The 13226-nt window shown below is 37.6% G+C and carries 10 protein-coding genes; 5 read left to right on the plus strand and 5 right to left on the minus strand.

The window, feature by feature from the left end:
* A partial coding sequence (locus MM214_RS17530; protein ID WP_241297474.1) for a T9SS type B sorting domain-containing protein occupies positions 1-1250 on the plus strand: 1250 nt, incomplete at its 5' end.
* Positions 1251-1768: 518 nt separating this feature from the next.
* Here MM214_RS17530 and MM214_RS17535 read toward each other — a convergent pair.
* Entirely contained in the window at positions 1769-2893 is a 1125-nt protein-coding gene (locus MM214_RS17535) for a BamA/TamA family outer membrane protein (protein ID WP_241297475.1), read from the minus strand.
* 154 nt (positions 2894-3047) lie between these two features.
* The gene (locus tag MM214_RS17540; RefSeq protein WP_241297476.1) at positions 3048-3980 is read right to left on the minus strand and encodes a hydrogen peroxide-inducible genes activator; all 933 of its coding nucleotides are present in this window, start codon (positions 3978-3980) and stop codon (positions 3048-3050) included.
* Between the two features lie 305 nt (positions 3981-4285).
* Here MM214_RS17540 and MM214_RS17545 point away from each other — a divergent pair, with 305 nt between their 5' ends.
* Genes MM214_RS17545 through MM214_RS17555 form a run of 3 tightly spaced genes read left to right on the plus strand, consistent with a single transcriptional unit; the run spans position 4286 to position 8020 of the window.
* Positions 4286-5314: a Fe(3+) ABC transporter substrate-binding protein gene (locus MM214_RS17545; RefSeq protein ID WP_241297477.1), complete on the plus strand. Its 1029-nt coding sequence runs from the start codon at positions 4286-4288 to the stop codon at positions 5312-5314.
* A 9-nt stretch (positions 5315-5323) separates the two neighbouring features.
* The gene (locus tag MM214_RS17550) at positions 5324-6961 is read left to right on the plus strand and encodes an ABC transporter permease (RefSeq protein ID WP_241297478.1); all 1638 of its coding nucleotides are present in this window, start codon (positions 5324-5326) and stop codon (positions 6959-6961) included.
* Between the two features lie 21 nt (positions 6962-6982).
* Positions 6983-8020, plus strand: a complete 1038-nt coding sequence (locus tag MM214_RS17555; protein WP_241297479.1) for an ABC transporter ATP-binding protein — start codon at positions 6983-6985, stop codon at positions 8018-8020.
* Between the two features lie 104 nt (positions 8021-8124).
* On the opposite strand, the gene MM214_RS17560 is transcribed toward MM214_RS17555, so the two are convergent.
* Complete coding sequence (locus MM214_RS17560) at positions 8125-9396, minus strand: peptidoglycan DD-metalloendopeptidase family protein (protein WP_241297480.1); 1272 nt, start codon at positions 9394-9396, stop codon at positions 8125-8127.
* A 371-nt stretch (positions 9397-9767) separates the two neighbouring features.
* Between MM214_RS17560 and aspS the strand changes: the two genes are divergently transcribed.
* On the plus strand, positions 9768-11522 hold the full coding sequence (gene aspS / locus MM214_RS17565; RefSeq protein WP_241297481.1) for an aspartate--tRNA ligase: 1755 nt from the start codon (positions 9768-9770) through the stop codon (positions 11520-11522).
* 210 nt (positions 11523-11732) lie between these two features.
* Here aspS and MM214_RS17570 read toward each other — a convergent pair whose 3' ends face one another.
* Together MM214_RS17570 and MM214_RS17575 are read right to left on the minus strand one after the other, a co-directional pair.
* The gene (locus MM214_RS17570; protein WP_241297482.1) at positions 11733-12398 is read right to left on the minus strand and encodes a hypothetical protein; all 666 of its coding nucleotides are present in this window, start codon (positions 12396-12398) and stop codon (positions 11733-11735) included.
* A gap of 142 nt (positions 12399-12540) precedes the next feature.
* Positions 12541-13224 (minus strand): lysoplasmalogenase, encoded by a 684-nt coding sequence (locus tag MM214_RS17575; RefSeq protein ID WP_241297483.1) that lies wholly within the window; start codon positions 13222-13224, stop codon positions 12541-12543.
* Positions 13225-13226: the final 2 nt, after the last annotated feature.

A 13226-nucleotide genomic window follows, 5' to 3' on the forward strand; every position in this document is an offset into this window, starting at 1 on the left:
CAGATGGAGCACCAGGATTTGTGAGAGGTATAAGGATTACTTCATACCCTACAGGTGTAGCTAGTATTGTGATCAATGGTGTAAGCTACTCCTCTGGAGTTGATTCAGACATTGCGTCTCTGATAGCCATGGAAATTCCTACCGATGAGTTTGGCAATCCTACGGTCTCGATCAGTGTTGATCCTACAGAAGATGGTGCTACAACTGTAGTGATACCTTTTGTGGCAATAGATAATCTAGGATACGAAAGTTTAAATACTGGAGAAGCTATTCTTAACCTTAATTTGGCATTGGAGATCATAGCCAATGACGATGATTTTGGTGTTCATCCAGTTGATTTCGGTGGAGAGTTGGGAAATATCCTTGCTAATGATCTTCTCAATGGAGCTTCAGTGGATATATCTCTTGTAGACTTTGAGGTCTTTGATTTGGGTGGGCTTCAGGGCTTGGTGATAAATGCTGATGGTACATTGTCATTGATACCAAGTCTTAATCCAGCAGGCACATATATTTTAGAATACAGAATTTGTGAGATTGCTAACCCGACTAACTGTGACACAGCAATTATTACGCTTGTGTTGGAGTCTCTAAGGGTTGATCTGTCTATAGCGAAGACATCGAATGAAGTAGAAATTTGGGAAGGTGATGAGTTTGAATACCAGATCAGAGTCAGCAACATTGGAGGAACTGATGCCACGGAGGTTGTCATCGAAGATGTACTTCCAAATGGAGTAAGCTTCCAAGGCCAATCCTTCACAAGCTCAGTACAGGGACTTCAGGTGAACTTCAGTGCACAAGGTGGCAGGTTAACATGGAGTGTACCATTTATGCCAGCAGATGCAGTAATCGATATTACGGTAAGAGTTAGTGCAGATGCCTTGAATGGAACTTCACCACTTACCATCACGAATGTGGTGACTGTGAGAAGTTCCGAAGAAGATGTGAACCCAGGTAACAATACAGATACAGATGTGAATACGGTAAGACCGTTCTTCATACCAAATGTGATCACGCCTGACGGTGATAGACGTAACGATACATTTGAGATCAAGGGTATCAACAAGTTTGTGAGCAATGAAATCGTCATTTTCAACAGATATGGTGATCATGTCTATGAGGCTAGCAATTATCGAAATGATTGGGGTGCCGATAAACTACCTGCTGGAACATATTACTACGTGTTCAAAGCCAAGGATAGAGCAGGGAGAGAGCACGTCTTCAAAGGATGGATCCAAGTGATGAAGGATTAATGATAGTTAAAAGCATCAAAAAGTTGCTGGGTAAATAAAAATCAACCAAGCTTGCTAGTGTAGATCACACGAGTAGGCTTGGTTTTTCTTTCTATAAGAACCAAGTATCAAATTCATCCTTCAATCCTCATCCTTCTAAAACCCCTAGCCCCAAAAAGGCAAACTGATTGTAGAAATGAAAACAATAATTATAAAAAATAGCTCCGTAAGATCTACTTGTAAATGCCAAGCTCAATAATACCTATCCACTAATCAAACCGCATAAAATTCGAAGGCTACTCATAAGGATCTAAAAATCAATGGGGTAATATTATTCTACAACAGAATACGCCTAGGAAGCAAAAGATTGATAGCTTTAAATCAACCATATATTCCGATAATCGATTGAATTATCAAATAAGAGATCTTGCTTCTACAAAATTCAAAATATAGATGTAGGTTGACGTTTAATAAATCGAACTCAGGTTATTAAGTACAAAGTGCCAAGTGTAATCTACAATCTACAATAGTCTCAACTTCTAAAAAGCCTCTCCAATAAATAAATAAAATCCTGATCCTTCTGCGGTAAGTGCGTAGTCAATTCTAGTGTAAATGTCTTTTTTTGGAAAAAGCAAGAATCTTAATCCACCACCAGCTGACCACACGATATGGTTTAGACTAAGATTGGTAAAATCTGGAAAAACTGTCCCTAAGCCTCCGAATACAGCAGCACCTATTCTGTTGGAAAATCCAAGTGGAAGGGGTAAAAAGCGCATTTCTACTTGTGAGGCAATTTGATTTTTGTCCCGAAACCTTCCTAAATAGTATCCTCTCATCATAGATTCTCCACCTAGCAAAGCAAGTTGATTAAATGGAACATCACCAGTGTTAAATTGAGCTAGTAACTGAGCAGCAAAAACGTTGTGCTGACCTACTGGCCTAAAAATTCTTGTGTCTGAAATAATTGTATTGAAACCAAAGGAGCTGACTGCTGGTGAATAGCGCAAATAGGCTAATTCTGAGAAAAATCCATCTCTTACATTGAGTACGTTGTGTCGATTGTCATATACGATCCCTGCACCAATGCCAAAATTAGTGGAACCACCACTTCCTAGGGGTAATTCGTAATTTGGGGCATTTGCTGTAGTTTTAAAATCCACTGCAGCTAACTTTTGAAAGTCAAACTCTACGCCTGCAAAGAGGTTTTTTGCTAATTTTCTCAAGACCCGCTCTTTTATCAAAACCTGATTGGCATCTACAAGTGCTAAATAATCAGGAGATGTACCCATACCAATTCCATAATATTTTAGTGGAAAGCTTTGAGCCCTTATATTCCCTAAAAAGAACCAGTTATTTTTGTCAGTATATATGGCGTGGTCTAATAAAAGTCCATATTGATTTTCCAAAGTAGCAAAAGTAAACCCATTGATTTCACTTAATCTATTGGTTGTATCTCTTTTGGTATAATAAACATACAACGTAGAAAATCCAATTTCCCAACTTGTCTCTGGAGTATAGGCTAAAGTTGGATATACTAAAAATTGTGGCTGACTAATTTCAGAAGTATCATTCAAGACCTTGTTCAGATACCTTTTTACAAATGACTGTCCATAGCCAAGTTGGCAAACTGATATCAAGAAGACTATTGATAGGATTTTTTTCATTGGAGAAAAAGAATAGATGAATTCGCCTTACAATGTAAGTAATGGACTTGTGTTCTACGTTGCCTGAGCATTTTTAATTTTTACTTTAAAAAAATTTCATTGATTGAAAACTTTGCAAGAGCATATTGAAATATCTGAAAATCAATGACTAATGCTATTTAAATCTTACTATTTTACCATGTGATTTTGAAGTCATTTTTTCAGGAATAGAAGCTGTAATTTCTTTATAGAGTAATTCGACAAGTTTTTGTTTCAAAAAGCTTCTTGTTAAAACAATACTCACTTCTCTAGTCGGTTCTTCTACAGCAAATGCTCTTAGCCTAGATTTTTCCTTATCACTCATGGACAATGTGGCTAATTCCGGGAGTAGCGTAACTCCTTTGTATTCATTTACCATGTTTTTCAAGCCTTCCAATGATCCACTTTCATAATGAAAATTCATTTTTTGGAATTTATCTTGATTACATAAGTTAAGTACTTGATCCCTGAAACAATGGCCTTGCTGTAAAACCCATAAATCTGTCGTGTCCAAATCTTCAATGCTTATTTTTTCTTTTGACAACAAGGGATGATTTTCTGAAAGATATGCATAAAATTTTTCGTAAAACATGGGCTTTTCTACAATGCCGTTTTCTTCTATGGGGGTGACAATGATTCCTAGGTCTATTTCATCATTCTTTAGTTTTCTAATCACTTCCTCTGTCACCATCTCTTCCACTTGAAGTTGGACTTTGGGGTATTTTTCTATAAACTTTTTGATAAATCTGTGCAAAAGATATGGAGCTAGCGTAGGGATTATTCCTAGTTTAATCACTCCACTGATATCACCCTTAAGTTGAGCTACGAGCTCAAATATCCCTTTGCTATGTGATACCACTTTTTTGGCTTGAGCAATGATTTGAGCGCCAGTTTCGGTCGGTATGACAGGCATTTTTGACCTATCAAATATGATCACATTAAGCTCTTTTTCTAGTTTACTGACCTGAGCACTGAGGGTTGGCTGGGTCACAAAGCAAGACTCTGCTGCATGGCCAAAATGTCTATGTTTGTCTACTGCGAGAATGTATTCCAATTGTTGGATCGTCATTGCACTTGATACGGATTTATTTGATTACTGCTTAGGTGCTCTTTACTCATCAGCTTGGTAGATTTGGAAAGTCAAGCTATAGAGAGGTTTTTAGTCCACTGTGATTTCAAGTTACAAATATAAAAATCTTTTTGCTTTATTTAGATTTGATTTAAATAATGATTAATTTTGCCCTCATTAAAATCAAATGCACAATAATAGAAGTTAACTTAACTCAACTAAAGTTTATAGTAAGTTTCTATTAAGAAATGGATGAAAATTAATTACGCTTTCTATTATTCCTATAGTTTAAAAAAATCAATCATATGAACAACATATTTAATTTTGTGATTTTTGGTTTTGCAATCTGCATTTTATTCTCATGTGGTGAGTCCTCCCAAGAAGAAGTGGTCAATGTCTACACTCATAGGCACTATGAAGCAGATCAGCAGCTATTTGATCAATTTACTGAAAAAACAGGAATCAAAGTAAATGTAGTAAGTGCAAGTGCGGATGAATTGATTCAAAAACTAGAATTAGAAGGGCCAAATTCTCCAGCCGATGTCTTGATTACTGTGGATGCTGGCCGACTACATAGAGCTGTGGATAAGGATTTGGTTCAAGCTGTGGAATCTGAAGTGTTAGATAAAAATATCCCAGCAAAGTTCAGAGAGCCAAACAACAAATGGTTTGGTTTGACTTTTAGAGCTAGAATTTTAGCCTACAGTAAGGAAAGAGTAGATCCTAGTGAATTATCTACTTATGAAGCTTTGACAGAAGAGGCTTGGAAAGGAAGAGTATTGACAAGATCATCAGAAAATATATACAACCAATCTTTATTAGCATCCATCATAGCTCACAAGGGCGAAGGAGACGCTGAAGAGTGGGCTAAAAAATTGCTAGCCAACATGGCCAGAGATCCCAAAGGCAGTGATAGAGATCAAGTGAAGGCCGTAGCCGCAGGGGAAGGAGATGTAGCTATAGTCAATACCTACTACATCGGTATCATGCTCAATGATGCCAATGAAGAAGAAAGAAAAGCTGCAGAAAAAGTTGCATTATTTTTCCCAAATCAAGAAGATAGAGGCACACATATCAATATATCTGGAGCGGCAGTTACAAAATTTGCTCCTCACAAAGAGAATGCGATTAAGCTCATTGAGTTTTTGTCAGAGGTAGATTCTCAAAATTTTCTTGCTAGTATCAACTTTGAATATCCTGTAAACCCTTCAGCAACCTACTCTGATTTATTAAAGGCATGGGGTGACTTCAAAGCAGATGAAATCAATTTAGCAGAATTAGGAAATCATAATAGCAAAGCTGTTGTGATTTTTGATCGAGTAGGTTGGAAATAAGAAGGAGTTTTGGATTTAGTAAAACGGAAATTTTATTGGTGGAATAAGTGGATAGGTTATGCGCTCCTAATTTTGGTGATCGTTGCTACACCTATTTTCACCATTCTATTCAAGTTATTTGCAAGTCCAGGTGAGAGTTGGTCTCATATTACCAACAACCTACTCATCGGATACTTTCAAAATACCTTGCTGCTACTTTTTGGGGTAGCAGCAATGACTTTTTTATTAGGAGTCAGTACAGCTTGGTTGGTATCAAACTATGAATTCCCTGGGAGAAAATACTTTGAGTGGTTACTGATTTTACCCTTAGGATTTCCAGGCTATATCATGGCTTATACCTATGTAGGAATCCTGGATTATACTGGTCCGATCCAAACCTTTTTTAGAAATACCTTAGAGATTACGTTTAAAGGAAGTTTAGTAGATATCATGAATCTTCCTGGGGCAATTTTTATTCTATCGATTACACTATTTCCCTATGTATTTTTGATATCAAGATCTTCATTTTTGCAGCAATCCAAGACCATGCAAGAGGCTTCTTTTCTGCTAGGTGCAAATAGGAGTAAGACTTTTTTTAAGATTGCACTACCTATGGCACGGCCAGCTATAGTGGCAGGGATTGCTTTAGCCTCCATGGAAGTTTTGAATGATTATGGTACAGTGAAGTATTTTGGAGTCAATACCTTCACGACGGGGATATTCCGTGCTTGGTTTTCCATGGGAGATGCAACTACAGCCATTTACCTTGCAGCAATCTTGATGGTATTTGTGTTTTTGTTGCTTTATCTTGAGTCAGTGCAGCGAGGAAATAGGAGGTATTCTAATGTGAATGGCTTAAGTAAGCCTACAGCGAGGATTAAAGTCTCATTAGCAAAGCAATACTTCTACACTTTACTTTGCACTTTTATTTTCATGATTAGCTTCTTGTTTCCCTTCCTTCAGTTGTTAAGCTGGGTTTGGTTGACCTATGATAAAGTAGTGGATGCTCAGTTCTTACTTTTGATTTACAGAAGTTTTGGTTTGGCAGCCGTTGCGGGATTGGCAGTTGTGTTTTTGTCTGTGGTTTTATTGTATGCATTGAGATTGAGTCCTTTCAAATGGGTAAAAAGTGTCACAAAAGTAGCAACCTTGGGCTACGCCATTCCTGGTGCTGTGATTGCAGTAGGGGTAATGATTCCTTTATTGGCATTTGATAAGTGGGTATACGACACCCTGCTGACTGCCCGTGTAGCCGGTCTTTTCCTTTCAGGGACATTATTTGCACTGCTATTTGCTTATATTGTACGATTCATGGCAGTAGGCTATAATCCCGTCGAAGCAGGCTTTCAAAAAATCGGTATCCATGTCAATGAGGCAAGTAGGCTCTTAGGTGCCAGAAGCACAAAGACACTTCGGAAAATAGACCTTCCTTTGATTAGAAACACATTATTGTCAGGTGTGCTTTTGGTATTCGTCGATGTTTTGAAAGAACTGCCATTGACCTTGATACTTCGCCCTTTCAATTATCAAACCTTAGCAACAAAAGCATTTGATATGGCAACCAATGAGATGATAGCAGAATCTGCAAACGCAGCACTGATAATCATACTGACTGGAATCATACCGATCATATTTCTCAATAGAATGATCAGGAAAAGAGATTTGTAATTAGAAAATATACTTCTTAGGATGCAGATTCTAACTTTAAAAGAAATCAACAAAAAATACGATCAAGCAAAGGATTTTGCTGTCAATAAAGTATCATTTTCTGTCAACGAGGGGGAAATATTGGCATTAGTTGGCGAAAGTGGTTCTGGTAAAACCACCTTGCTAAGACTCATTGCTGGGCTCGAGCATCCTGATCAAGGCACCATTGCGCTTAGTGGTCAGGTGATTGTAGAGGGAAGAAAGTCTGTGCCTTCTCATGAACGGAAGGTAGGGATGGTTTTTCAGGATTATGCGCTTTTCCCTCATTTGACGATTTTGGAAAATATCCTTTATGGCATTTCTAAACCGAGGAAAGAAGCTGATATCATTGCCAAAGAGACTTTAAAGTTGGTAGGGTTGACAGAAGATTATGGGAAATATCCCCATCAACTCTCTGGGGGTCAGCAGCAGAGAGTAGCGCTTGCGCGTGCTATAGCACCCAATCCAAGGATCTTACTTATGGATGAACCTTTTAGTAATTTGGATGCCTTGCTTAAAGATCAAGTGAGAGAGGAAATCAGACAAATCATCAAGATGACAGGAATCACTGCCATTTTTGTAACACATGATACAAAAGACGCACTGTCCACTGCCGATAGGATTGCCATCCTACACAAGGGGTATTTGCAACAGATTGATGTGCCTAAGAATCTATATGAGAGTCCTGTCAATCCATATGTTGCTAATTTTTTTGGTAAAAGAAATGAACTTATTGCTAATCCAAGTGAGGAGGGATTTTATACAAGTTTTGGATTTATAGCTGATCCTGATGCGAAGAAATACAAATCTAAGGTCAGGTTAATGTTCAGGCCAGAGCATGCTGAAGTGGTACAGCGGGAAGGGCAGCAATTGACAGGAAATATTGTCAAAGTTTCTTATTTTGGAAGCCATCAGCTGGTGAAGATCTCAGATGAACAGGGTTACAGTGTATCGATCAGAACCAATCCAGGAAGGGTATTTGATAATATGAGCAATGCCTTCTTTTACTTATGGAAATATGATGTCGAGGAAGCTTTCTAAAGTAATTTGAAACTTGTCTCTTATTTCACGACAAGTAGTCATAAGGAGTGAGACTCAGTGAGGAAATAAAAACAAAAGCTAGTCCAAAGGGCTAGCTTTTGTTTTTATTTTTGGGCTACCAGTTTATCAGCTGGAAAACTGATTGGTATATTGGCCAATAACTGAAGTTTTTCCATTCGAACCTGATCAAATGCCATTTGATTGGCTGGAAGAATAGGGTCGGATGGTGGGATTTTCTCCTGCAACCAATCTACTTGCTTACCATTTTTCCAAAATCTAAAACACAAATGAGGCCCTGTAGCCAATCCAGTAGCTCCTACATAGCCTATTACTTGACCTTGCTTGACCCGACTGCCTGGAGTCATTCCAGATGCTATCTTGGACATGTGTAAATATTGGGTAGTGTATGTACCATTATGTTTGATTTTGACATAATTTCCGTTGGCACTTGTGTATCGTGCTTCTACCACAGTTCCGTCACCTACCGTTCTGATTTCTGTTCCCGTAGGAGCTGCATAATCAGTACCTAAATGAGGCTTGTACCTTTTTTGGACAGGGTGATACCTGTTAAGATTGTACCTTGAGCTTATTCTTGTATACTTAAGAGGGTCTCTTAAAAATGCTTTTTTGAAACTTTTACCTTCTTGGTCGAAAAAACTAATCTCACCATTTTGTTCAAATGGAATAGCGTGATATTCTTCACCTTTATGCTCAAAGTAGGCAGCTTCTATGTCCGTAATTCCAATTACGTTTCCATCCACTACTTTTTCATGATAGACCACTTTGAATTTGTCTCCTTTTTGGAGTTTTTGAAAATCTACATACCAGCCATAAAGATCTGCAAATTGGTCAATCAAGTCATTAGTAATGCCCAATTTACTCATATTGACGGATAGATTCTGATCGATTTCACCACCTAGTTCTATTTTACGAAGCTCTACAGGTTTTTCTTCTTTGTAGATTTCGAGCTCGTTAAGTTTGAAAACAATATATTCTGACGGATTTGGCTCGTAGATAAAAAATTGAGCCTGCGAGGAATCTTTTTCAGTAAGAACAGTGAATTTTTTGTTGAAGGCAATTTTTCTGACATCAAATATGTCTTTGGACTTTTTTGCTATCTCATCGATGATTTGATAGGGGACATTGAATGGAGCAAGAATGGTGGAGAGGGTTTGATTTTTGCCGACATAACCTTCGATCACATCTAATTCGTTGATCTTGATGCCATAGAGAAGTAAGTCTTCCTCAGGTTCTTCTTCAAAGTGTTCCACCATCTGTTTCTGTTCATCTTCTCCACTGAGGTCATTCCAGAGGTAATATAGGCCACTTACTAAGGCTAAGGACAAAAGACCAACGCCAATCCAATTTTTTTGCATTCTTTTATTTAATTCGGGTTCTTATTATTCAAAGAAATTTAAATTTCGGTCAATATCCAAATCTAATTTGGATAGTTTTTTGAACAAATCATAAATTACAATTCCTTGAATTTGATTTACAGCTTACTGTTGAGGTAACGTCTAGCTTTTCAAAAGATTATAAATCATGGATAATTTTGTGATTTTTTTACGGGTACCTTTGAAGATAAACTTAATCATGAATTACTTCAGGTTCTGTATCAAGTCTATGTAACGATTCTTTTTATTTTGTTATTCGGGAATAAGCCACCATACATATTCTTAAATTGACTTTAGCATAGTGCTAAACTTTATATATCTTTGTCCACTTTAATATTAAAAGATTTTAAATCATGCTTAGAACTCATACTTGTGGGGAATTGCGCCTCGAAGATGTTAATAAGAAAGTAACCCTTGCGGGTTGGGTACAACGTGTCAGAAACAAAGGTGGACTAATATGGCTTGACCTACGTGACCGATATGGTGTTACTCAATTGATTTTTGAAGAAGGATCTACAGACAAAGCATTGTTGGATCAAGCAGCTTCTTTGGGTAGGGAGTATGTAGTACAAGCCACAGGCGAAGTGATAGAGCGAGCAGCAAAGAACGATAAAATGCCTACAGGAGATATTGAGATCAAAGCAACTGACCTCAAGGTTCTCAATGCGGCCAAAATCCCTCCGTTTATCATAGAAGATGAGACAGATGGGGGTGATGAGCTCAGGATGAAATATCGCTACCTTGACTTGAGAAGGAATGTGGTTAGAGAAAAGCTACAGCTTCGTCATAGGATGATGCAAGAGACAAGAAAATACATGGATGCTCAAAACTTCATCGAAGTGGAGACTCCTGTATTGATCAAGTCTACACCAGAAGGGGCAAGAGATTTTGTGGTACCTTCTAGGGTCAATCCAGGTGAATTTTATGCTTTGCCACAATCTCCACAGACCTTCAAGCAATTGCTGATGGTAAGTGGTTTTGACAGGTATTTTCAAATCGTGAAATGTTTCCGAGATGAGGATTTGAGAGCTGACAGACAGCCTGAATTCACACAAATCGACTGTGAGATGTCCTTTGTAGATCAAGAGGATATCTTAAATACTTTTGAGGGTCTTGTAAGACATTTGTTTACAAATGTCAAAGAGGTAGAACTTGAAGAGGTGAAGCGAATGACCTTCGCTGATGCCATGAAGTATTATGGTAATGACAAGCCAGATTTGAGATTTGATATGAAATTCTTTGAGTTGAATGATCTGGCCAAAGGAAAAGAATTCCCAATTTTTGATCAAGCAGAATTGGTAGTAGGAATTTGTGCTACTGGAGCGGCGGAGTACACGCGCAAGCAACTTGACGCTTTGACTGACTGGGTGAAGAGACCACAGATCGGTGCCAAAGGTTTGGTATACGTGAAATGCAATGAAGATGGGACTTTCAAGTCTTCTGTAGATAAGTTTTATAATCAAGAAGACCTGAAGGCATGGGCAGAGCTAGCCAATGCACAACCTGGTGATTTGATTTTGGTATTGTCTGGAGATGCGAAGAGCACCAGAAAGCAAATGTCAGAGTTGAGGCTCAAAATGGGAGAAGAACTAGGATTGAGAGATAGGAATGTATTCAAACCACTTTGGGTTGTGGATTTTCCATTGCTAGAATGGGACGAGGATACCAATAGATTCCATGCGATGCACCATCCATTTACCTCTCCCAAGAAAGAGGATATACCATTGCTAGAGACTGACCCAGGAGCTGTCAGAGCAAATGCCTACGATTTGGTGATCAACGGAGTTGAAATCGGAGGAGGATCGATTAGGATACACGATAGGGCTACTCAGCAGTTGATGTTTAAGCACCTTGGTTTTTCAGATGAAGAAGCTCAGAAGCAGTTCGGGTTCTTGATGGAAGCTTTCGAATACGGAGCGCCACCACATGGGGGAATAGCTTTTGGGTTCGATAGGTTCTGTGCAATCTTTGGAGGATCAGACTCTATCAGAGATTACATTGCATTCCCGAAGAACAATTCAGGCAGAGATGTTATGATAGATTCACCAAGTTCCATCGCAGAAGAGCAATTGAAAGAGCTGTCTATACAGCTGGATGTGAAAAAGTAAAATATGTTGATAGCCAAATTGTTAGTGATTAGTTAAACGAAAATTAGAAAGATTCATTTAGTATAATTAGCTATATTTGTCTTTTGAATTTACAGTTGGTATCGTTGATTTTGATGTTTATGAAAAGGATCTAAAAAAAGCTCTTCGAGATAAATCGGAGAGCTTTTTTGATAAAATGATTCGAAACTTTCTAAAGTAACATCAGCTAATTTATTCAATCATTAAACCAAATAAAGATATCTCATTATTTTTTCCATCATCAACTAAGATCAAAATTTTATTGTCTTCGATAGCTATAACTTCATACTGATTGACACTACTCAACCCGTTTTTTGAATTTTTAAGATTGCGTAAGGAAATGTACATTTTTCCATTTTTCTCAATAATAGGCATATTAGCATTTAAATTGGAAATCTCGTAAACATCTTTCATTTGGGCTTTCCATCCATTTCTAGCATAGTTTAACTCCATTTTTTTTATCAACTTTTTACCATTTACAGCTTGTTCAATGGCAGCCTTGCTTAGGCTTTCTGATTTAAGTACTCTAGCAGTATACATTGAAGTTTTTGAAAAAACAGAATTTTCTATAGACTGATTTGTAATAAAGATATGGCTTCCTCCCCTCATAGAAGCCTCGGTTTTCAATTTGCGCATTGCCCTATTATTGATGTTATTGATTGGGGAAAAAGAGAAAAAACCTTTTGCTTTAGAGAATATTAAATCTGACTTATGCAATTCTGTTGTTTCAGAAAAGTCATCTAGAATAATTATGTCTGTAGCCTCGGTGAAGCCTTTTAAGTTCCAATCATCAGATTGCGATAAACCCTTAAATGATAAAAGTAAGAGTAATGCTAGAATTAAAGGAGATTGTTTCATAAAGTTGTAGTTAATATAGTTATAGATATAAAGTCAGAAATGCATTAAAGTTGCTTACGTTTAAGTTAGTTTATTAGTTTGGAGCATTTTTGTGTTTTAATGAAAACTTGTAAAATGGACATGATTGATTGTAATTTGAAAATTACCTTATGTAATGAGCCCTAATCCCCATAATAATCAGCAGTTGTGCTATTGTATAAGTCCCCATCACCAATACACCAGATTCTGGGAATGACTGATAGAACATGTTGATAGCCAAAATCCCGTCCGAAACCAAGAAAAATAATGCACCCAGAAATACTTGCCAGAAGCTTGAGGGGTTTGTTTTGTTAAATCTTTCCCGAGAGATCGTCACCATAGCTACGAGGACAAGCATATAGGTGATTACTGGGATTTTTAGTGACCCAAGGTTGAATTGGATGAGAAAGTAAACATAGGCTGCCAGGATGCAAATAGGAAGGTTGTAAAGGAATAGTTTGATAAAATTGACATTTCCTATTTCAAAGGGTTTTTGCTGACTGATCTTGAAGCTGATGATATAGCAAAGATGTGCGACTAAAAAGGCTCCAAGACCATATAGAAAAAAGGCAGGAAAAATTAATAGCACATCGCCAAGCCATGAAAACACAATTGCACCTAAGATCATCTTTCTGATCAAAGTACCGGCAATGTTTTTACTAATCTGCCAAAAATAAACTCCCAAGGATATCATGATCAGCGGCTTGCTATATATCCTGTAGGATTCTAGGTTATCTATTATAAAATAGAGGTCTAAGAAGCATGCTAAAAGGTATAAATAGAGCCAAACGATATTTTTGTCACGCATAA

Source organism: Belliella kenyensis, from assembly GCF_022549675.1.
Taxonomy (GTDB): domain Bacteria; phylum Bacteroidota; class Bacteroidia; order Cytophagales; family Cyclobacteriaceae; genus Belliella; species Belliella kenyensis.